At 74.1% G+C, this 20,133-nt stretch carries 16 protein-coding genes, 1 rRNA gene and 1 pseudogene; 4 read left to right on the top strand and 14 right to left on the bottom strand.

What is annotated here, in order from left to right:
- Positions 1–66: 66 nt before the first annotated feature.
- Entirely contained in the window at positions 67–1,449 is a 1,383-nt protein-coding gene (locus ACZ51S_RS31900) for an FAD-binding oxidoreductase (RefSeq protein ID WP_468476506.1), read from the top strand.
- Between the two features lie 20 nt (positions 1,450–1,469).
- On the opposite strand, the gene ACZ51S_RS31905 is transcribed toward ACZ51S_RS31900, so the two are convergent.
- The gene (locus ACZ51S_RS31905; protein WP_468476507.1) at positions 1,470–3,104 is read right to left on the bottom strand and encodes a flavin monoamine oxidase family protein; all 1,635 of its coding nucleotides are present in this window, start codon (positions 3,102–3,104) and stop codon (positions 1,470–1,472) included.
- A gap of 11 nt (positions 3,105–3,115) precedes the next feature.
- Positions 3,116–4,672: an APC family permease gene (locus ACZ51S_RS31910; protein ID WP_468962757.1), complete on the bottom strand. Its 1,557-nt coding sequence runs from the start codon at positions 4,670–4,672 to the stop codon at positions 3,116–3,118.
- Between the two features lie 193 nt (positions 4,673–4,865).
- Between ACZ51S_RS31910 and ACZ51S_RS31915 the strand changes: the two genes are divergently transcribed.
- Entirely contained in the window at positions 4,866–6,485 is a 1,620-nt protein-coding gene (locus tag ACZ51S_RS31915; RefSeq protein WP_468476509.1) for a PucR family transcriptional regulator, read from the top strand.
- Between the two features lie 116 nt (positions 6,486–6,601).
- Here the strand turns inward: ACZ51S_RS31915 and ACZ51S_RS31920 are convergent, their stop codons facing one another.
- From ACZ51S_RS31920 to ACZ51S_RS31940, 5 genes are all read right to left on the bottom strand, one after another.
- A complete protein-coding gene (locus ACZ51S_RS31920) occupies positions 6,602–7,717 on the bottom strand; it encodes a glycosyltransferase family 4 protein (protein WP_468804157.1) in 1,116 nt (371 codons plus the stop codon).
- 145 nt (positions 7,718–7,862) lie between these two features.
- Positions 7,863–9,581, bottom strand: a complete 1,719-nt coding sequence (gene recN, locus ACZ51S_RS31925) for a DNA repair protein RecN (RefSeq protein ID WP_388946166.1) — start codon at positions 9,579–9,581, stop codon at positions 7,863–7,865.
- A gap of 94 nt (positions 9,582–9,675) precedes the next feature.
- On the bottom strand, positions 9,676–10,614 hold the full coding sequence (locus tag ACZ51S_RS31930) for an NAD kinase (RefSeq protein WP_468476511.1): 939 nt from the start codon (positions 10,612–10,614) through the stop codon (positions 9,676–9,678).
- Between the two features lie 38 nt (positions 10,615–10,652).
- The gene (locus ACZ51S_RS31935; RefSeq protein WP_388946131.1) at positions 10,653–11,468 is read right to left on the bottom strand and encodes a TlyA family RNA methyltransferase; all 816 of its coding nucleotides are present in this window, start codon (positions 11,466–11,468) and stop codon (positions 10,653–10,655) included.
- 7 nt (positions 11,469–11,475) lie between these two features.
- Positions 11,476–11,760, bottom strand: a complete 285-nt coding sequence (locus ACZ51S_RS31940; RefSeq protein ID WP_468480123.1) for a hypothetical protein — start codon at positions 11,758–11,760, stop codon at positions 11,476–11,478.
- Positions 11,761–11,826: 66 nt separating this feature from the next.
- On the opposite strand from ACZ51S_RS31940, the gene ACZ51S_RS31945 reads away from it, so the two are divergent.
- Positions 11,827–12,174 (top strand): alkyl sulfatase C-terminal domain-containing protein, encoded by a 348-nt coding sequence (locus ACZ51S_RS31945; protein ID WP_468962759.1) that lies wholly within the window; start codon positions 11,827–11,829, stop codon positions 12,172–12,174.
- A gap of 51 nt (positions 12,175–12,225) precedes the next feature.
- Here ACZ51S_RS31945 and ACZ51S_RS31950 read toward each other — a convergent pair whose 3' ends face one another.
- From ACZ51S_RS31950 to ACZ51S_RS31965, 4 genes are read right to left on the bottom strand one after another with little or no spacing between them, the layout of a single operon-like run.
- Positions 12,226–13,062: an ABC transporter ATP-binding protein gene (locus tag ACZ51S_RS31950; protein ID WP_388946122.1), complete on the bottom strand. Its 837-nt coding sequence runs from the start codon at positions 13,060–13,062 to the stop codon at positions 12,226–12,228.
- A complete protein-coding gene (locus ACZ51S_RS31955; protein WP_468480125.1) occupies positions 13,059–14,120 on the bottom strand; it encodes a FecCD family ABC transporter permease in 1,062 nt (353 codons plus the stop codon). Before ACZ51S_RS31955 ends, ACZ51S_RS31950 begins: the two co-directional genes overlap by 4 nt.
- Complete coding sequence (locus ACZ51S_RS31960) at positions 14,117–15,166, bottom strand: FecCD family ABC transporter permease (protein ID WP_468480126.1); 1,050 nt, start codon at positions 15,164–15,166, stop codon at positions 14,117–14,119. Before ACZ51S_RS31960 ends, ACZ51S_RS31955 begins: the two co-directional genes overlap by 4 nt.
- A 59-nt stretch (positions 15,167–15,225) precedes the next feature.
- Complete coding sequence (locus ACZ51S_RS31965; protein ID WP_468962761.1) at positions 15,226–16,278, bottom strand: HAD hydrolase-like protein; 1,053 nt, start codon at positions 16,276–16,278, stop codon at positions 15,226–15,228.
- A 134-nt stretch (positions 16,279–16,412) separates the two neighbouring features.
- Between ACZ51S_RS31965 and ACZ51S_RS31970 the strand changes: the two genes are divergently transcribed.
- Positions 16,413–17,684: a DUF1015 domain-containing protein gene (locus ACZ51S_RS31970; RefSeq protein WP_468962763.1), complete on the top strand. Its 1,272-nt coding sequence runs from the start codon at positions 16,413–16,415 to the stop codon at positions 17,682–17,684.
- A 75-nt stretch (positions 17,685–17,759) separates the two neighbouring features.
- On the opposite strand, the gene ACZ51S_RS31975 is transcribed toward ACZ51S_RS31970, so the two are convergent.
- The 3 genes and pseudogenes from ACZ51S_RS31975 to rrf form a co-directional block, all read right to left on the bottom strand.
- A complete protein-coding gene (locus ACZ51S_RS31975; protein ID WP_468480129.1) occupies positions 17,760–18,617 on the bottom strand; it encodes a tetratricopeptide repeat protein in 858 nt (285 codons plus the stop codon).
- Positions 18,618–18,722: 105 nt separating this feature from the next.
- Positions 18,723–19,937: pseudogene (locus ACZ51S_RS31980) on the bottom strand (hypothetical protein); the annotation flags it as partial.
- A gap of 105 nt (positions 19,938–20,042) precedes the next feature.
- Positions 20,043–20,133: ribosomal RNA gene (rrf, locus tag ACZ51S_RS31985) — 5S ribosomal RNA — on the bottom strand; the annotation flags it as partial.

Here is a 20,133-nt window from a genome sequence, read left to right on the forward strand (position 1 = left end):
GCGGGCCCCGTGGGGCCCGCCTAGGCTGTAGGGGTCCTACGCCCCTTCCGGGAAGGGAGGGTGGCCATGGCGCCCCTCTCCAAGGCGGGCGCGGCGCTCGCCGCGCTCCGCGAGGATCTGGCCGGCGACGTCTTCGCCCCGGACGATCCGGGGTACGACGAGGCCCGGACCGTGTTCAACGCCATGATCGACCGCCGGCCGGCGGTGATCGCCCGGTGCGAGGGCGCGTCGGACGTGGTCACGGCCGTGCGCTTCGCCCGGGAGCTGGACCTGCCGGTCGCGGTGCGCGGCGGCGGCCACAGCGTCGCGGGGATGTCCCTGAACGACGGGGGGCTGGTCGTGGACCTGCGCCGGATGCACGGGGTGACCGTCCGTCCGGCGGCGCGGGCCGCGTACGTCGGCGGCGGGGCCACGATGAGCCACCTGGACCGGGCCTGCGAGCCGTACGCGCTGGCGACCACCGGCGGCCGGGCCTCCACCACCGGCGTGGGCGGTTTCGTGCTGGGCGGGGGGACGGGCTGGCTGGACCGGAAGTTCGGCCTGGCGGTGGACAACCTGCTGGGCGTGGAGCTGGTCACCGCCGACGGCGAGCTGCTGCACGTCACGGCGGAGGAGCACCCGGACCTGTTCTGGGGGCTGCACGGCGGCGGCGGGAACTTCGGGATCGCCACCTCCCTGACCCTGCGGCTGCACGAACTTCCCCACATGTCGGTCGCGTTCCTGCTGTACCTGCCCGAGCGCGGTCCGGAGGTGGTGCGCACCTTCCGGGACGTCATCGAGTCGGGGCCGCCCGAGGCCGGCGGCGGCGCCCTCTACCTGACGGGGCCGCCCGACGAGTTCGTCCCGCCGCACCTGGTGGGGCTGCTGCTGGCGGGCGTGCTGCTGACGTACGCGGGTCCCGAGGACGAGATGCGAAGGCTCGCGGAACCGCTGCTGGCGGTCCCGCACGAGGCGGAGATGGTCACGGCCATCCCGTACGCCGACCTCCAGTGCATGATCGACGACCCCCCGGGGCTGCGGAACCACTGGTCGGCGGAGTACCTGACCGGGGTGCCCGACGCGTTCGTGGAGGTGTTCTGCGCCCGCGCCGCCTCGATGCCCGTGCCGACGGGCACGCAGCACGTGGTGTGGCCGCAGGGCGGGGCCGTCGCCTCCGGCCCGGCCGGCTACCCGGTGCCCTACCGCGACGCCCCCTGGGCGGTGCACCCCTTCGGGATGTGGGAGGACCCGGCCGACGACGACCGGGTCCGGCAGTGGGTCAGGGACGTCCGCGCCGACGTCCGGCCGTGGAGCACCGGCGCGGTGTACCTCAACTTCACCGGGGACGAGGGCGCGGACCGGGTCGTGGCCGGCCTGGGCGCCGGGAACATGCGGCGCCTGGGCGAGTTGAAGCGGCGTTACGACCCGGACAACGTGTTCCGCTCCAACCACAACGTCAAGCCGCTGTAGCGGGCGCCCCGCCGGGGGGCTCAGGTGAGGGCGGCGATCACCTCGCGGGCGGCCCGTTCGCCCTCGGTGGCTCCGCCTTCCATGAAGCCCTGGAAGTCGTAGCTGCAGTGCTCGCCGCCGATGTGGACGTTGCCCTGCGCGGTGCCCTCGTACTTGGCGTACCGGTGGAGGTAGCCGGTGGGCCAGTACGAGTAGGCGCCCAGCGCGTAGGGGTTGCGGTGCCAGGCGGAGAGCTGGGCGCGGCCGGTCCAGACGGCCTTGGTGCCCGGGTAGAAGGCGTCGATGCCGGTGAGCATGCGGTCCGCGAGGGCGCGTACGTAGGGGTCGGTCTCGGTGGCGAAGGGGCTCGCGGGGGTGAGGGACCCGGCGAGGCGGCCGCCGGCGTACTGGAGGAGGATGCCGCCGTTGCCGGGCTGGACCTTGGTGGTGTCCCAGGTCTGCTGGACGTCGGAGTCGGTGAAGCAGTCGCCGGCGGAGACGCCGGGCCAGGGGCCGGTGCCGCGCCAGGGACGTGCGGTGAACTGCATGTTGAGCTTGGTGCAGTGGCCCATGCGCGCGTCGCGCAGCAGGTCGCGCATCCGCGGGTCGAACCCGGCCCGCGAGGTGTCGAGGTTCTGGAGGACCGGCAGCGGCAGGCACAGGACGGTGTGGTCGGCGACGGCGGTGCGGGTGGCGCCGGAGTCGTCGAAGGTGAGGGTCTGGGTGCCGTCGGCGTTGGCCCGTACGGCGAGCAGCCGGCGGCCCATGACGAGCGTGCCGGGGTTCAGGGCGGCGGCGATGGCGTTCGGGAGCCGGTCGTTGCCGCCGGTGATGTGGTAGCGCTCGTTGGACAGGCCCCAGACGTTGAAGTTGCCCGGGTTGGGCTGGTAGCCCATCAGCAGGACGAGCGCCAGGGCGGACTGGGCGGTGGTCTCGGCGCCGTACTCGACGGTGTAGGCGACGTCGATGAACCGGCCGAGCCGAGAGCCGTGGCCGCCGGGGATCCGGGTCTCGATCCACTCGTACAGGGTCATGTTGTCGAGGGCGGTGCCCGCGGGGGTGGTGCTGTTCCAGCTGACCTCGCCGGCTTCCTGGAGGTCGCGGTGCAGCGCCTGGTAGACGGGCTTGAAGTCCTCGTCGGCCTGGGTGCGGGAGTAGTACGCGCCGTTGAACCAGAGCACTTCCTCCGCGCCGTTGGGTCCGCCGCCGAGGAAGTCCTCCGTGGGCAGGCCGAAGCGGCGGCACAGTTCGAGGATCTTCTTGTGGCTGGTGTCGATCAGCTCGCCGCCGATCTCGGAGGTCTGGCCGTACGCCCAGTGGCCGCGCTGGGTCCACATGCGGCCGCCGACGCGGGCGGGGTTGGCCTCGTAGAGGGTGCAGGGGATGCCCGCGTCCTGGAGGGTGAGGGCGGCGGTGAGGCCGGAGATCCCGGCGCCGACGACGGCGACGCGGGCGGAGGAGGCGGGCTTCTGGGCGGGGGCGCCCTCCACTGCGGGCGCGGCGGCGGCCGTCGCGGAGGAGGCGAGGGCGGTGCCCAGGCCGAGGGCGGCGGCCCGGCCGAGGAGTTCGCGGCGGGTGGAGCCGCGCACCTCGGCGACGGGCATCCGCAGCCGGCGGGCGGCGGCGTGTTCGGCGGCGAGCTGCCGCAGGGAACGCATCAGGGGGGTACGGGCCATGGCGGGGCTCCTCAGACGGTGGCGGCGGTCGGGCCGGAGGCGGTGGCGGCGGGGTCCTCGGGGTCGTCGGCGCGTTCGGCGGCGTCCTCCAGGACGATCCGGCCGATGACCTCGTAGCGCTCGGGGGCCTTGACCTTCAGCCAGAGGCCGAGGGCCAGGCCGCCGAGGAAGACCGTGCCGACGATCCAGGGGATGAGCTTGAAGAACAGCGATCCGGCGGCGGCGCCCGCTGCGGTCTCCATGTTGAGCACCAGCAGCACCACCACGGCGGTCATCCCGATCCCGCCGAGGAGCGGGGCGGTGAAGGTCCTGAACCAGTGCCGGTCCTCGGGGTGGTTGGCGCGGAAGTAGCCGATGACGGCGAAGGAGCACAGGGTCTGCACGATCAGGATCGCCATGGTGCCGAGGATCGCGAGCAGCGTGTACAGGTGCAGGTACGGGTCCTGGCCGGTGAGCCAGAAGCCGGCGACAAGGCCGGCGGCGATGGCGGTCTGCGCCACGGAGGCGACGTGCGGGGAGCCGTGGCGGTGGTGGGTGCGGCCGAGGCCGGGGTGCAGGAAGCCCTCGCGGCCGATGGCGTACAGGTAGCGGGCGGCGCACTGGTGGAAGGCCATCCCGCAGGCGAAGGAGCCGGTGAGCAGCAGCCACTGGAAGGCGTCGACGGCCCAGGCGCCGATGAAGGCCTTGGTCGGGGCGAAGAACAGATCCAGGGGGCTGGCGGAGGCGGAGAGGGTGACGGAGTCGGCCAGGCCGTTGCCGGCGATGGTCATCCAGGAGACGTAGATGTAGAAGAGGCCCACTCCGACGACGGAGATGAGGGTGGCCTTGGGGATGACCCGCTTGGGGTCGCGGGACTCCTCGCCGTACATCGCGGTGGACTCGAAGCCGACCCAGGACCAGAAGGCGAAGAAGAGGCCGAGGCCGGCGGAGGTGCCGGTGAAGGCGTTCTTCGGGTTGACGGGCTCCAGCGGGATCCCGTCGGGGCCGCCGCCCGCGAGGAGCACGGCGGTGGCGACGGCGAAGAGGACGGCGATCTCGGCGACGAGCATCACGCCGAGGGCCTTGGCGGTGAGGTTGATGTCGAAGTGCGCGAGGACGGCGGTGACGGCGAGCATGGCGGCCGCGTAGAGGACCCAGGGCAGGTCCACGCCGAGCTGGTCGTGGACGGTGGTCTTCGCGAAGTAGGAGAAGACGCCGACGATCGAGGCCTCGAAGACGATGTACGCGAGGACGGCGAGCATCCCGGAGGCCATGCCGGCGATCCGGCCGAGGCCGTGCGAGATGTACCCGTAGAAGGCGCCGGCGGCGGTGATCCGCTTGGCCATGGCCACGTAGCCGACCGCGAAGACCGTGAGGACGACCGTCGCGAAGAGGTACCCCGCCGGGGCGCCGGTGCCGTTGCCGAAGCCGACCGCGATGGGGAGGTTGCCGGTCATCGCGGTGATCGGCGCGGCGGTGGCGACCGCCATGAAGACGACGCCGACGAGGCCGACGGAGTTGGCCTTGAGGCGCTGGACCGGGGGTGTGGCCCCGGTGGTGGGCGGAGGCGTGGCGCTGGCTCTGCTCATGGAGTCCTCGTTCCTGCTTCCTGATCTGTCCGAGGGCCGACACTCTCCACCCGGGTGACGCACGCCACAATCGGCACGCGGTCCGATAATCGCCTTGCCGGGGCGACGAGTTGTCGGCCCGGACGGGGGCATATCGGACTCCGTGACCGCCCGGTGATGTGCGGGCAACAGAGCGGCCGGTAGCGTCCGCGATATGGACGACCAGGGCGGAATCACGGTTCAGCGGGCACTGGAGCTGCCGGGACTGCGCAGCGGACTTCCGGAGGTGGTCGCCTGTGCCGACCGGCTGGGACGGACCGTCCGCTGGGTGCACGCGGGCGAGGTCCCGAACATCGCCTCGCTGCTCAAGGGCGGCGAGCTGCTGCTGACCACCGGCCTGGGTCTGGGCACGCGCCCCGCCGAGCAGCGCGCCTTCGTACGCCGCCTCGCGGACCGGGGCATCGCCGCGCTCGTCGTGGAGCTGGGCCCGCGCTTCACCCGCCTGCCCGCCACGCTCGTCGAGACGGCGAAGGCGGCCGGGCTGCCGCTGGTCCAGCTCCACCGCGAAGTGCCCTTCGTGGCGGTGACCGAGGAGGTCCACACCGAGATCGTCAACGGCCACTACGCCCTGCTCCAGCGGGCCGAGGAGGTGCACCGGCGCTGCACCGAGGCCCTGTTGGGCGGCGGCGGGATCCCGCAGGTGCTGCGCATCCTGTCGGACTTCACGGGCAACCCGGTCTTCCTGGAGACCCCGGACGGCCAACTGCTCTACGCCGCCGGGCCGGTGGCCGGGGCGGGTGCGGCGGACCCGCTCCAGGTGTGGGAGGGGCTGCGCGGCCAGCGCGCGGCCGAGCCCCCGGCGAACGCCGTGGTGGTCGACGTACCGGGCGGCGGCCACGGCACCGGCTCGGTCCGGGCCAGGGTCGTCCTGGTGGGGGTCTCGGCGCCGCTGCTCCCGGTGCACCGGATGGCTGCGGAGCGCACGGCGGGGGTCCTGGCGGTGGTCCTGATGCAGGCCCGGCAGGAGGAGGAGCTGGCCGCGCGCGGCCGGGGGGACTTCCTGACGGACCTGGCGGAGGGCCGGATCTCGGCCGAGGACGCCCCGGCGCAGGCCCGGGTCCTGGGCTTCCGGCCGGGCACGGGGCCGCTGCTGCCGATCGTGATGCGGCTGTCCACGGACCTGGGGGCCTCGGGGAACTGGGCGGTGCTGGCCCGGGCGGTACTGGAGGAGCTGTCGTCGGTCGGAGTGCCGGTACTGCTGGGCGTCCGCCCCGTGGAGGGGCGGGTGCCGCTGCTGGTCTCGCTGCGCACCGAGTCGGAGCGCACGCCGGTCGCCGACCGGGTCGCCGCCGCGCTGCGGGCGGGCGTCGAACGGGCCGGCCTCGACCGGGCCGCCGCCCCGCCCGCCGTGGTCGTGGGCGTCGCGGGCGGCTGGGCGGCCGCCTCCTCCGGTCTGCGGCACGCCGCCGAGACGGCCACGGCGGCCCACGGCCTGCCGGCCCGGCCCTGGTACGACGCCCGCCGCCTGGACATCGACCTGCTGCTGTGGCGCCTGCGCGAGCACCCGGACCTGGCGGCGTTCGTGGACCGCGCGATCGGCGCGCTCCGCGTCCACGACGCGACGTCCCGCCCGCCGCTCCTGCCCACCCTGGAGACGTACCTGGCGCATGCGGGCCGCAAGGCGGAGACCGCGCGGGAGCTGCACCTGAACCGCCAGACCCTGTACAACCGGCTGGCCCGCATCTCGGAGCTCCTGGGCACGGACCTCGACGACCCCGAAACGGTCCTCTCCCTGAGCCTGGCCCTCCGCGCCCGCCGCCACACGTCCTCCTGACGCACCGCCGGCGGCCTCCGGCGGTCGGCCGCGGGGCGGGGCGCGACGGCACCTCCAGGCCACGGACGCCCCCGCCCGCCACGGACGCCCCGGACCCGGGCGCCGGCCCCGCCGCGTCAGGACAGGGGCCGGTCCATCAGTTCGTCGTACACCGCGAGGACCTGCGCCACCGTTTCGTCCTCCGACGGCCACGTCGCCGCCTGGGCGCGGCCCGCCACCGCGAGGGCCGCCCGGCGTTCCGGGTCGTCCAGGAGCGCCGCCACCGCCCTCGCCAGCGCGGCCGAGTCCCCGTACGGGACCAGGACCGCCGCCTCGCCGACCAGTTCCGGGACCGCCCCGACCTCGGTGGCCACCAGCGCCACCCCCGCCCGCAGGGCCTCCTGCGCCAGCAGGGACCGGCCCTCCCAGCGGCTCGGCAGCACCGCCACGTCCGCCGCCGCCAGCAGCCGGTCGGCGTCCTGGCGGCGCCCCAGCAGCCGCACCGGAAGCCCCTCCTCCTCGATGCGCCGGGTCAGTTCGGGCCGCAGCGGCCCCTCCCCCGCAATCACCAGCAGCGGCAGCGGCTCCAGTACCCGCCACGCCCGCGCCGCGTCCAGCAGGACGGAGTAGCCGCGCCCGGCCACCAGGCTGCCGACCGCCATGACCAGGGGACGATCCACCGCGCCCAGTTCCGCCCGGGTCTTGCCCGCGTCGGGCGGCGCCGCCGCGGCGGGTACGGCCACCGCCGCCAGCCGTGCGTCCCGCGCCCCGCGCCGCCGGGCCAGGTCGACCTGGTCGGAGGAGGACCCCAGGACCACGGCCGCCGACCGGGCCACGTGCCGTTCCAGGAGGCGGCTCAGCGGCCCGAGCGGGCCCGCCGGCTCCGGCGCGCTGCCGTGCCAGGTCACCACCAGCGGCGGCCGGCGCCCGCCGCCGCGCAGCGCCATCGCGGCGCGCACCCCGGCCCGGATCCCGTGGGCGTGCACCACGTCGGCCCCGGCGCAGGCGGCCCGCAGGGCGTTCGCCGCGTCGGGGGTGAACTCCGCCCCGGCGCCGGTGAAGTCGTACTCCCCTTCGGCCGCGGCGGGGGCGCACACGGTCACCCGTACGCCGCGCGCCGCCAGTCCCGTCGCCAGGGACCGCACGTGCGCACTGCTGCCCGCGCCCGCACCGCCGAGGACCTGGACGGTGCGCAGCGGGGGCCGGCCGTACGGCTGTGCGGGGGCCGGGAGGGAGGCCGGGGAGCTGCTCACGGGCGGTAGCTCCAGGGTGAGGGGGCAGAGACGTCGCCCAGGATGCCAGTCCGCACGCGCGTTCCGGGACCATACGGGTGCGGATGCCGTGCGGGATACCGCAGTGCGCCCCCCAGCCTCACCCACACGGGCTAATACCCGCTCGTCACGCGTCCGCCCGCGCCGCCTCCAGCAGCTCCTCCGCATGGGCCCGCGCCGTCTGGGAGTCCTCCTGGCCGGCCAGCATCCGCGACAGCTCGCGGATGCGGTCCTCGCCCTCCAGCACGGTCACCCCGGACCGGGTCACCGATCCGTCGACGGTCTTCTCCACCAGCAGCTGCCGGTCCGCGAAGGCGGCCACCTGCGGCAGGTGCGTGACGACGACGACCTGCGCGGTCTTCGCCAGCTTCGCGAGCCGCCGCCCGATCTCGACGGCCGCCTTGCCCCCGACCCCCGCGTCCACCTCGTCGAAGAGGTAGGTGGGCACCGGGGCGGACCCGGCGAAGACGACCTCGACGGCCAGCATGACCCGCGACAGCTCACCGCCCGAGGCGCCCTTGGCGATCGGCCGCGGCTGCGCGCCGGGGTGCGGGGCCAGCAGCAGCTCGACCTCGTCCGCGCCCGTGGGCCCGTACGCGACCGGGCGCCCGCCGACCTCGACGCCCTCGGGGTCCTCCGTCTGCCGGATCTCGATGGTCACCCGCGCGTGCGGCATGGCGAGGGAGGCCAGTTCGGCGGTGACGGCGGCGGCGAACCGCTCGGCGGCCTCGGTCCGCGCGTCCGTCAGCGCCTGCGCGAGCACGGACAGCTCCTCCCGCAGGGCGTCCCGCTCGGCGGTCAGTTCGGCGATCCGCTCGTCGTCGCCGTCGAGTTCCAGCAGCCGCGCCGAGCCCTTCTGCGCCCAGTCCAGCACCGCGTCGACGGAGTCCCCGTACTTGCGGGTCAGCTGGGTCAGCGCGGCCCGCCGCTCCTCCACCGCGGCCAGCCGCAGCGGATCGGCGTCCAGGTCGTCGGCGTACCCGGCGAGTTCCCCGGCGACGTCGGAGAGCAGGATGCCCAGCTCCCCGATCCGGTCGGCGAGCGCGCCGAGTGCCGGGTCGTGGGAGCGTACGGATTCCAGTGCGCGGTGCGCGCCGGCGACGAGGGTGTTGGCGTCGACGCCCTCGGGGTCCTCGACGTCACCGGCCAGCGCCGCGTGCGCGGCCTGGGCGGCGGAGGCCAGGGACTCGGCGTGCCCCAGCCGTTCGGCCTCGGCCGCGAGCTCGGCGTCCTCGCCGGGCAGCGGTTCCACGGCGGCGATCTCGTCCAGCCCGAACCGCAGCAGGTCCGCCTCCTGCGCCCGCTCGCGGGCGCGGGTGGTGATGGTGTCCAGTTCGGCGGTGGCGGCGCGCAGCCGCCGGTAGGCGCCGGCGTACTTCTCCAGGGGGACGGCGACGGCGTCGCCGGCGTACCGGTCGAGGGCCCGGCGCTGGCGGGCCGGGCGCAGCAGGCCCTGCTGGTCGGTCTGGCCGTGGACGGCGACGAGGTCGTCGGCGAGTTCGGCGAGCAGGCCGACGGGCACGGAGCGGCCGCCGACGTGGGCGCGCGAGCGGCCCTCGGCGGACACGGTCCGGCTGATCAGCAGGGCGCCGTCGTCGAGCTCGGCCCCGGCCTCCTCGGCCCGCACGGCGGCGGGCGCGTCGGGGCTCATGACAACGCGGCCCTCGACCACCGCCGCCTTGGCCCCGATCCGCACCAGGGCCGGGTCGGCGCGGCCGCCGAGCAGCAGCCCGAGGCTGGTGACGACCATCGTCTTGCCCGCACCGGTCTCGCCGGTCACCGCGGTGAAACCGGGCGACAGCTCGACCACCGCGTCGTCGATGACCCCGAGCGACCGTATCCGCATCTCCTCAAGCACGGGACGACGATACCGAGGTTTCACCGGTGCCATGTGACCTCACCCGCCCGAAGTTCCTCGAACGGATGTGCTATTGGAGGGGCTAGTGCGGTGCTCCGCGCCATCCCGAGACCGGCAGGGCGAACTTCGCCACCAGCCGGTCCGTGAAGGACGCGTGGTGCAGCCGGGCGAGCCGCACCGGCACCGTCCCCCGGCGGACCTCCACCCGGGCCCCCGCGGGCAGCTCGAACGTCCTGCGCCCGTCGCACCACAGGGCACCGTGCGGGGTGCCGTTCTGCACCTCCACGGCCAGCACCGAGGTGGGCGAGGTCACCAGCGGCTTCGCGAACAGCGCGTGCGCGCTGATCGGCACCATCAGCAGCGCCTCCACCTCCGGCCAGACCACCGGTCCGCCCGCGGAGAAGGCGTACGCCGTGGAGCCCGTCGGCGTCGCGCAGACGATGCCGTCACAGCCGAAGCCGGTCACCGGGCGCCCGTCGATCTCCAGGACCACCTCCAGCATCCGCTCGGCGGACACCTTCTGGACGGCGGCCTCGTTCAGCGCCCAGTCCCGGTGCACCACGTCCCCGTTGGTCCGGACGAGGACGTCGAGGGTCATCCGCTCCTCGACCTCGTAGGACCGGCTCACCACCCGGTCCACGACCTTGTCCAGGTCGTCGCGCTCGGCCTCGGCGAGGAACCCCACCCGGCCCAGGTTGACGCCCAGCATCGGCACCCCCGAGCCGCGGGCGAACTCCGCCCCGCGCAGCAGGGTCCCGTCCCCGCCCAGCACGATCAGCAGCTCGCACCCCTCCAGCGCCACGGGCGTGCACTCGGAGACGAGCTGCACCTCGGACGGCAGCGGCAGGTCCCGCGCCTCGTACTCCAGGACCCGCACCCCGATCCCCGACTTCAGCAGCCCCTGCACCACCAGCTCCGCGCTGCGGATCGCGGCGGGCCGGCCCGTGTGCGCGACCAGGAAGACGGTCCGCGGCCCCGTCGGCTCCGCGGCCTCCTCCGGCCCCGGGCCCTCCGATTCCACCCGACGTGCTGAACCTGCTGAACCTGCTGACACACCTGTCACTGCGGCCCCTCCGCCACTGCACGGTCGACATCCCCCGGGTCGAGTGCCGGTGCCCCCGCCCGAAGCCACAGAAAGTACTCGACGTTGCCCGACGGCCCCGGCAGCGGGCTGGCCGTCACCCCGAGAACGCCCAGCCCCAGCTTCCAGGCCTGCGCCGCGACCTCCCGCACCGCCTCGGCCCGCAGCTCGGGGCTTCGCACCACACCGCCGCTGCCCAGGCGGTCCTTGCCCACCTCGAACTGCGGCTTCACCATCAGCACCAGGTCGGCGTCCGGCGCCGTGCACCGCACCAGCGCCGGCAGCACCAGCCCGATGGAGATGAAGGACAGGTCTCCGACGACCAGGTCCACGGGGACGCCGTCGATCAGGTCCAGGGTCAGCTCGCGGACGTTCGTACGGTCCTTGACGGTGACCCGTTCGTCGCTCTGCAGCGACCAGGCGAGCTGTCCGTAGCCGACGTCGACGGCGACGACGTGGGCCACGCCCGCGCGCAGCAGCACATCGGTGAAGCCGCCCGTGGAGGCCCCCGCGTCCAGCGCCCGGCGGCCCTCGACGGCGAGCCCCCGCGGCCGGAAGGCCGCGAGCGCGCCGGCCAGCTTGTGGCCGCCCCGGGAGACGTAGTCGGGGTCGCTGTCGTCCTTGAGGACGACGAGGGCCGCGCTGGTCTCGACCTGGGTGGCCGGCTTGGTGGCGGTGGTACCGCCCACGGTCACCCGGCCCGCGGCGATCAGCTGGGCCGCGTGCTCGCGCGAGCGGGCCATGCTGCGGCGTACCAGTTCGGCGTCCAGGCGGCGGCGTGCCACTCCTGCCACGTTCGGTTCAGCTCCTGTTTTCGTAAGGTCCGGGGACGGGCGGTGCGTCCAGCGCGTCCAGCGCGTCGCGCAGTCCCCTGTGCACATCCTCGTACACCTCGGCGTGCCGGTCCGCCGCCAGGTGGTCCGCGTCCGCCAGCCGCTCCAGGTGCGCGTCCACCCCGGCGTGGCCGGTGGGGGTCCGTACGAGGCCGAGCGGCGCGGGCCCGGCGGGCTCGACGGCGGCCCCGGCGGCGGGGGCCCCGGGCTCGCGGGGGACGTCCGGAGCGCTCCCGGACTGTGCGTCGGTCATGCCCCCGACGCTACCCCGAAGCACGGCGCTCACCACCCGCGGCTCTGCGGTACGGTCGTGATCACCATGGCTACGATCCAGGAGTGCCGCGCGGCACTCGACCGACTCTCCGACAATCTGGCGGCCGCCGACGGCGACGTACGCGGCGCCGCGGCCCTCGACCGCTCCCTGAGCTGCCACATCACCGACCTCGACGAGACCTTCACCGGCCGCCTCGAGGGCGGCCGGATCCGGGTGGACGGGATCGCGCCCGGCGCGCCCCGCGCCAAGGCGGAGATCCGGCTGGCGATGACCGGCGACGACCTCCTCGGGCTGCTCGCCGGGGAGCTGGGGTTCGCCAAGGCCTGGGCCTCGGGCCGGGTCCGGCTGGAGGCCGGGTTCCGCGACCTGCTGCGCCTCAAGAGCATGCTCTAGCCGTCTTCACCGACGCACGCGCCGCGGCCCCTTCGCCGCCGGGGGCCCCGCTCAGACGGCGGCCTTCGCGCGGGCCTTGCGGGCCGCCGGGACCACCAGCGGCGTACCGGTCTCCGGGTCGTCGATGATCTGGCAGCGCACCCCGAACACCTCCTCCACCAGCTCGGCGGTGACCACCTCGGCCGGCGGGCCCTCGGCGACGACCACGCCGCCGCGCAGGGCGATCAGGTGGGTGGCGTAGCGGGCCGCGTGGTTGAGGTCGTGCAGCACCGCCACCAGGGTCCGGCCCTGCGTCTCGTGGAGCTCCGCGCACAGGTCGAGCACGTCGAGCTGGTGCTGGATGTCCAGGTAGGTCGTCGGCTCGTCCAGCAGCAGCAGCGGGGTCTGCTGGGCCAGGGCCATCGCGATCCACACCCGCTGGCGCTGGCCGCCCGACAGCTCGTCCACCGCCCGGTCGGCGAGCTCGGCCACCCCGGTGGAGGCCATCGACTCGACGACGATCCGCTCGTCCTCCGCCGACCACTGGCGCAGCAGCCCCTGGTGCGGGTAGCGGCCGCGCGAGACCAGGTCGGCGACCGTGATGCCGTCCGGCGCGATCGAGGACTGCGGGAGCAGGCCCAGCGTCCTCGCCACCTTCTTCGCGGGCAGCGAGGAGATCGCCTGCCCGTCGAGCAGCACCCGTCCGGCGGCCGGCTTCAGCATCCGCGACAGGGCCCGCAGGAGCGTCGACTTGCCGCAGGCGTTGGGGCCCACGATCACGGTGAAGGAGTTGTCGGGGATCTCCACCGACAGGTTCTCCGCGATGACCCGCTGGTCGTAGCCGAGGGTGACGTCCTCCGCGCTCAGCCTCTGCACTTGCCCACTCCTCGTTTCGGCCTGCTTGTTCATATACGTCCCGCCTTGCGCTCCGTGACGAGCAGCCAGAGCAGGTAGACGCCGCCGACCAGCCCCGTGACCACGCCGACCGGCAGCTGGTCCGCGCCGAAGGCCCGCTGCGAGGCCAGGTCCGAGGCCAGCAGCAGGACGGCGCCCATCAGCGCGCCGGTCAGCGGGTTCGACCCGGGCGACCTCGACAGCCGCCGGGCCAGCTGCGGCGCGGCCAGCGCGACGAAGCTGATCGGTCCGGCCGCGGCCGCGGCGGCGGTGGTGAGCAGGACCGCCGCCAGCATCAGCAGCATCCGGGTCCGCTCCACCGGCACGCCCAGCGCGTACGCGGCGTCGTCGCCCATCTCCATCGTCCGCAGGGCCCGGCTCTGCCCGAGGACCAGCGGGAACAGCACCGCGCAGGTCGCCAGCAGCGGCCACACCTGTGCCCAGTCCCGTCCGGCCAGCGAACCGGTCAGCCACACCATCGCCCGGGTGGCCTCGGCGATCTGCGCCTTGCCGATCAGGTACTGGATGAGCGCCACGAGGACGGCCGAGGCCCCGATGCCCACGAGCACCAGCCGGTACCCCTGGATCCCCTGCTTGTAGGCGAGGAGGTAGACGGCGGCTCCCGCCAGCAGGCCGCCGACGATCGCGCCGAGCGCGACCTCGGTGGCTCCGCCCTTGAAGAGGACGATGACGACGAGCGCGCCGACCGCCGAGCCGTACCCGAAGCCGAGCAGGTCCGGGGAGCCGAGCGGATTGCGCGAGACGGACTGGAAGACCGCCCCGGCCATCCCGAGGGCCGCGCCGACGAGCACGGCGACCAGGACCCGCGGCAGCCGGAGGTCGTTGACGATGAAGTCGTCGGCCGGGGCTCCGTTGCCCAGCAGGGTCTGTACGACGTCCCAGGGCGCGATCTCGAAGTCGCCGGTGCCGATGAGCACGACGGCCAGCAGCAGCGTCGCCACGGCCAGGACCAGCCCGGTCACCAGCGCGCGCGGCTCGACGCGCAGCGAGATCCGGCCGGGTCCGCGCAGGGCCCGGAGCCGGGAGGTCGGGGCGGCGGGGGTCGCGGTCACAGCTGGGCCATCCTCTTGCGCCGAACCAGGTAGATGAAGACGGGGCCGCCGACGAGGGCGGTGACGATGCCGACCTGGAGCTCGGAGGGCCGGGTGACGACCCGTCCCACCACGTCGGCGCCCAGCAGCAGCACGGGCGACAGGACCGCCGAGTAGGCGAGCACCCAGCGCATGTCGGGGCCGGTCACCAGACGGGCCAGGTGCGGGATCATCAGCCCGATGAAGACGATCGGCCCGCAGGCGGCCGTCGCCGCCCCGCACAGCAGGGTGATGGCGGCCATCGCGAGGATCCGGGTCCGCGTCAGGTGCGCGCCGAGCGCCCGCGCGGTGTCGTCGCCCATCGCCATCGCGTTGAGCGGACGGCCCAGCAGCAGGGCGAGCACCGCGCCGACGAGCAGGAAGGGTGCCACCTGCCGGACGGTGTCCATGGTGGCCGAAGCCAGCGAGCCCACCGTCCAGAAGCGCAGCTTGTCCAGCGCCTTGGTGTCCATCAGCTGCACGGCGTTGATGTAGCCGACGAGCGCCGCGCTGGCCGCCGTACCGGCGAGCGCGAGGCGCACCGGCGTCGCGCTGCGGCTGCCGCCGAGTACGTAGACGGCGACGGAGACCACGGCGGCGCCGAGGAAGGCCCACCAGACGAACTCGCTCAGCGTGGCGGCCCCGAAGAAGCTGATCGCCGAGACGACGGCGGCCGCGGCGCCCGCGTTGACTCCGAGGATGCCGGGCTCGGCCAGCGGGTTGCGGGTCAGCGCCTGCATCACCGCGCCGGACAGGCCGAGTCCGAGCCCGACCATCACCCCGAGGACGGTGCGCGGGACCCGCAGGTCCCGTACGACCACGTCGTTGGTGGTGCCGGAGTAGTGGAACAGGCCGTGCCAGACCTGGTCCAGCGACATGGGCTTGGCGCCCACGGCGATGCTCGCCACCGCGACCAGGGCCAGCACGGCGAGGGCGATCAGCAGGCCGGCGACGCGCACCGCGTGCCGTGGACGGGCCACGGGCGACGGCGCGCTCCGCTCGGATTCGGGGGGACTCTCGACCAACACGATGGTTAGGTTAGCCTACCCTGCCTCTGCTGATCACCCGGGTGGCCGAGACAGCGTGCTCAGAACCCCAGCCGCGCCAGCGCCTTCTCCACCTCACCCGTGTACACCCCGTCCCCGGCCCGCGACCAGGCCACCGCGCACAGCGCCCGCAGCCCGTCGACCGGATCGCCCGCCTGCCCGTCCGCGGACCCCGCCGGCTCCACGTCCAGACGGCCGTCCACGTGCACCGCGGTCCAGCCTCCGCACCGCCGGCCGCCCGCGTGCTCCACCACCTCCGGCTGCCCCGTCAGCAGCCCCCGCAGATCCCGGTCCACATACGTCGGCCGGTGCCTCGGCTCGGCCCGCAGCAGCTGCGCCGCGTCCGTCACCCCGGTCAGCACCAGCAGCGAGTCCACGTCACCGTTGAACGCGCCCTCGATGTCGGTGTCCAGCCGGTCGCCCACCACCAGCGGCCGCCGCGCCCCGGTCCGCAGCACCGTCTCCCGGTGCATCGGCGGCAGCGGCTTCCCCGCCACCTGCGGCTCCGCGCCCGTGGCGATCCGTACGACCTGCACGGCCGCCCCGTTGCCCGGCGCGATCCCGCGCGCCCCCGGAATCGTCAGGTCGGTGTTCGACGCGAACCACGGCACCCCGCGGTTGATCGCGTACGAGGCCTCCGCGAACCTCCCCCACGCCAGGTCCGGCCCGCCGTAGCCCTGCACGACCGCCGCGAGCCCCTCCTCCTCCGCGGACTCCACCGGCACCAGCCCGCGTTCGCGCAGCGCGACCCGCAGCCCCTCGCCGCCGATCACCAGCACCTTCGAACCCGGCTCCACCTGCTCCGCGATCAGCCGGGCCACCGCCTGCGCGGAGGTGATCACCTCTCCCGCCTCCGTGGGGATGCCCAGCTCGCTCAGGTGCTGCGCGACGGCGTCCGGGGTCCGCAGCGCGTTGTTCGTGACGTACGCCAGGTGCATCCCGCCCTCCCGGGCCGCGGCCAGGGACTCCACCGCGTACACGATCGCGTGCCCGCCCGCGTACACCACCCCGTCCAGATCGAGCAGCGCCGTGTCGTACGCCTGGTGCAGACTCCGCTCACTGCCCGCGGGGCCGGTCCTGCTCTGCCGGGTCATCTGGCCACTCCTTCTGAACCGTTCCAACAACGCTCAAGACATCGGGATTCTTACGATCGATCTTGTCCGAGTTTGCGCTAACCCGTAACTCCCCCGATCATCCCGCATCCCGAGACGGGTCTTACCATGCACCAATGACCACACCTGGCAACGCGGAGCACGGCCTGCGCCTGATCCCCTTCCACGGACTGCGCTACGTCCCGGAGCGCGTCGGCAGCCTGGCGGCAGTGACCTCTCCGCCGTACGACGTGGTCGTACGCCCCGACGGAGTCGACTACCTCGAATCCGCGGATCCGCACAACATCGTCCGGCTGATCCTCCCCCAGGCCGAGACCCCGGCCGCGCGCAACGAGCAGGCCGCCCGCACCCTGCGCGACTGGCTCGCCGAGGGCGTCCTCAGCGGCGACCCGCAGCCCGCGCTGTACGTCTACGAGCAGCGCAGGCCGGGCCTCCTCCAGCGCGGCATCATCGGCGCCCTCGCCCTCTCCCCCGCCGAGGCGGGCGTGGTCCTCCCCCACGAGGACGTCATGCCGGACGTGGTCACCGACCGGGCGGGCCTGATGCGCGCCACCTCCGCCAACCTGGAACCGCTCCTCCTCACCTACCGGGGCGACGGCCCGGGCACCGGAGCGGCCGCCGTCGTCGAGGACACCGCCACCCGCGAACCCCTGCTGACCACGGTCACCGAGGACGGCTTCCGCCACAGCCTCTGGGCCGTCACGGACCCCGCCGAAGTGTCCGTCATCACCGCCGACCTGGCCCACCGCCAGGCCCTCATCGCCGACGGCCACCACCGCTGGGCCACCTACCTGCGCCTCCAGGAGGAGCACGGCCCCGCCACCCCCTGGGACTTCGGCCTGGTCCTCCTCGTCGACACCGCCCGCTACCCGCTCCAGGTCCGGGCCATCCACCGGATGCTGCGCCGCCTCCCGCTGAGCGAGGCGCTGGCCAAGGTCGAGGGCTCCTTCCGGGTGCGCCCCGTCCAGGGGCCGCTGTCCCTGGCCCTGGAGGCACTCGCCGACGCCTCGGAGCGCGGCAACGCCTTCCTCCTCGGCGGCGACGGCAGCTTCCACCTGGTCACCGACCCGGACCCGTCCCTCATCGAGCGCACCGTGCGGCGCGACCGCCCCGAGGCGTGGCGCCGGCTGGACGCGACCGTGCTGCACGCCTCCCTGCTCGACGCCCTGTGGCAGATCCCGGACGCGCCGGACCACATCACGTACATCCACGACGCCGCCGCTACCGTCGCCATGGCCGAACGGCACGGCGGCACGGCGGTCCTGCTGCACCCCGTGCGCGAGGAGGTCGTCCGCGACCTGGCCCGCCAGGGCGTCACCATGCCCCGCAAATCCACCTCGTTCGGACCGAAGCCGGCCACCGGCCTGGTGCTCCGCAGCCTGGACTGAGCGGCCCCGGACACACGGAAGGGCGGCACCCCCGAGGGGGTGCCGCCCTTCCGTCGTCCTCCGACGAGCCGGCGGTTACGCCTTGCCGCGCTCGTCGTCCTCCATGACCACGATCTCGTCGGTCACGTCGACCTCGGCGTCGTCGACGGGCTCGTACTCCTCGTCGTCCTCGTCGTAGTACTCGGCCTGGTCGGAGGCGCGCTCAGCGGCGGCCACCTCGGCCGGGTCCTCGTCCTGGTCCTCGTCCTCCTCGTCGGCGTCGATGTCGACGTCGTCGAGGTCCTCGAGGTCCGCGTCGACCGCACCGGCGTCCACGAACTCCACGCCGTCGATCTCGGCGAGCCGGTCGGAGGCGTTGGTCGCGCCGTCCTTGTCGGCCTCGAGGGTCTTCGCGAACCACTCGCGGGCCTCGTCCTCACGGCCGGCCGCCAGCAGCGCGTCGGCGTAGGCGTAGCGCAGGCGCGCGGTCCACGGCTGGACGGAGCTGGAGGCCAGCTCGGGGCTCTGCAGGGTCACGATGGCGGCGTCGAGCTCGCCCATGTCCCGCCGGGCACCGGCCGCGACCAGACGCATCTCGACCTGGCCGGCCTTGTCCAGCTTCTGCACCTCGGGCTCACCGGCCATGGCCAGCGCCCGCTCCGGACGGCCGAGGCCGCGCTCGCAGTCGGCCATCACGGGCCACAGCTCGACGGAACCGGTCATCCGCTTGGCGGCACGGAACTCCGCGAGCGCCTCGCTGTACTTCTGCGTCGCGTACGCGGCGAAGCCGGCGGCCTCGCGCACGGCGGCGACACGGGAGGCCAGACGCAGGGCGATGCGGGAGTACGCGTACGCCTGCTCGGGGTCCTCGTCGATCAGCCGGGCCACCATGACGAGGTTGCGCGAGACCTCCTCGGCCAGACCCTTGGGCAGGCTCAGGAGCTCCTGGCGCACATCGGCGTCGATCTCGTGACCGGTGACGTCGTCGTCGATCGGAAGCCGCTTGACCGGGTCACGGTCGGCACGGAACTCGCGGTCGCCACGGTCGTCACGGCGGAACCCACCGCGGTCGCCGCCACGGTCATCGCGGCCGCCACGGTACCCACCGCGGTCGCCCCCACGGTCGTCGCGACGGGGGTACGACGGACGGTCGCCACCACGGTCGTCACGGCGCGGGTACGAGGGGCGGTCGCCGCCACGGTCGTCACGGCCGCCACGGAAACCACCACGGTCGTCGTCACGGCGGGGGTAGGAGGGACGCCCACCACGGTCGTCGTCACGGCGCGGGTAGCTGGGACGCTCACCCCGGTCGTCACGACGGAACGACGGACGGTCCCCGCCACGGTCATCGCGACGCGGGTACGAGGGGCGGTCGCCGCCACGGTCGTCACGGCCGCCGCGGAAACCACCACGGTCGTCGTCACGGCGCGGGTAGGAGGGACGCCCACCACGGTCGTCGTCACGGCGCGGGTAGCTGGGACGCTCACCCCGGTCGTCACGACGGAACGACGGACGGTCGCCACCACGGTCATCGCGACGCGGGAAGGAGGGGCGGTCGCCGCCACGGTCGTCACGGCCGCCGCGGAAACCACCACGGTCATCGTCGCGGCGCGGGTAGCTCGGACGGTCGCCCCGGTCGTCACGACGCGGGTACGACGGACGGTCCCCGCCACGGTCATCGCGACGCGGGTACGAGGGGCGGTCGCCGCCACGGTCGTCACGGCCGCCGCGGAAACCACCACGGTCGTCGTCACGGCGCGGGTAGGAGGGACGCCCACCACGGTCGTCGTCACGGCGCGGGTAGCTGGGACGCTCACCCCGGTCGTCACGACGGAACGACGGACGGTCGCCACCACGGTCATCACGACGCGGGAAGGAGGGACGGTCGCCGCCACGGTCATCACGACGCGGGAAGGAGGGACGGTCGCCGCCACGGTCATCACGACCGCCGCGGAAGCCACCGCCGGCGGGACGCCCGCCACGGTCGTCGTCACGGCGCGGGGAGGCCGGGCGGTCGCCACCGCGGTCATCGCGACGGAAACCGCCGCCGGCGGGACGGCCGCCACGGTCGTCACGGCGGAAGCCGCCACCGGCAGCGGGCCGGCCGCCGCGGTCGTCGCGACGGAAGCCACCGCGGTCGCCGCCACGGTCGTCACGACCGCCGCGGTAGCCGCCCCTGTCACCGCCGTCGTTGCGCCGAGGCTCGCGCTCCGGACGATCGTCGGAGTAGTTGGACATGGGTGTGACTCCTGTCTTCGGGGTACCGCTAGTCATTCTCGCGCAGCCAGCCCATGGCCGCGCTTCGGCGTAAGGATGTGAAAAACAAAAAGGACCCTTGGTCCAGCGTTGAACGCTGGACCAAGGGTCCTTTGAAAGATTGTTCGGCGGCGTCCTACTCTCCCACAGGGTCCCCCCTGCAGTACCATCGGCGCTGAAAGGCTTAGCTTCCGGGTTCGGAATGTAACCGGGC

This window comes from Streptomyces sp. NPDC034043 (genome assembly GCF_055575675.1).

Coding starts and splice junctions, on each gene's coding strand:
- ACZ51S_RS31900 (WP_468476506.1), top strand. CDS start 67: ATGGCGCCCCTCTCCAAGGCGGGCGCGGCGCTCGCCGCGCTCCGCGAG.
- ACZ51S_RS31905 (WP_468476507.1), bottom strand. CDS start 3,104: ATGGCCCGTACCCCCCTGATGCGTTCCCTGCGGCAGCTCGCCGCCGAA.
- ACZ51S_RS31910 (WP_468962757.1), bottom strand. CDS start 4,672: ATGAGCAGAGCCAGCGCCACGCCTCCGCCCACCACCGGGGCCACACCC.
- ACZ51S_RS31915 (WP_468476509.1), top strand. CDS start 4,866: ATGGACGACCAGGGCGGAATCACGGTTCAGCGGGCACTGGAGCTGCCG.
- recN (WP_388946166.1), bottom strand. CDS start 9,581: ATGCGGATACGGTCGCTCGGGGTCATCGACGACGCGGTGGTCGAGCTG.
- ACZ51S_RS31940 (WP_468480123.1), bottom strand. CDS start 11,760: ATGACCGACGCACAGTCCGGGAGCGCTCCGGACGTCCCCCGCGAGCCC.
- ACZ51S_RS31945 (WP_468962759.1), top strand. CDS start 11,827: ATGGCTACGATCCAGGAGTGCCGCGCGGCACTCGACCGACTCTCCGAC.
- ACZ51S_RS31950 (WP_388946122.1), bottom strand. CDS start 13,062: ATGAACAAGCAGGCCGAAACGAGGAGTGGGCAAGTGCAGAGGCTGAGC.
- ACZ51S_RS31965 (WP_468962761.1), bottom strand. CDS start 16,278: ATGACCCGGCAGAGCAGGACCGGCCCCGCGGGCAGTGAGCGGAGTCTG.
- ACZ51S_RS31970 (WP_468962763.1), top strand. CDS start 16,413: ATGACCACACCTGGCAACGCGGAGCACGGCCTGCGCCTGATCCCCTTC.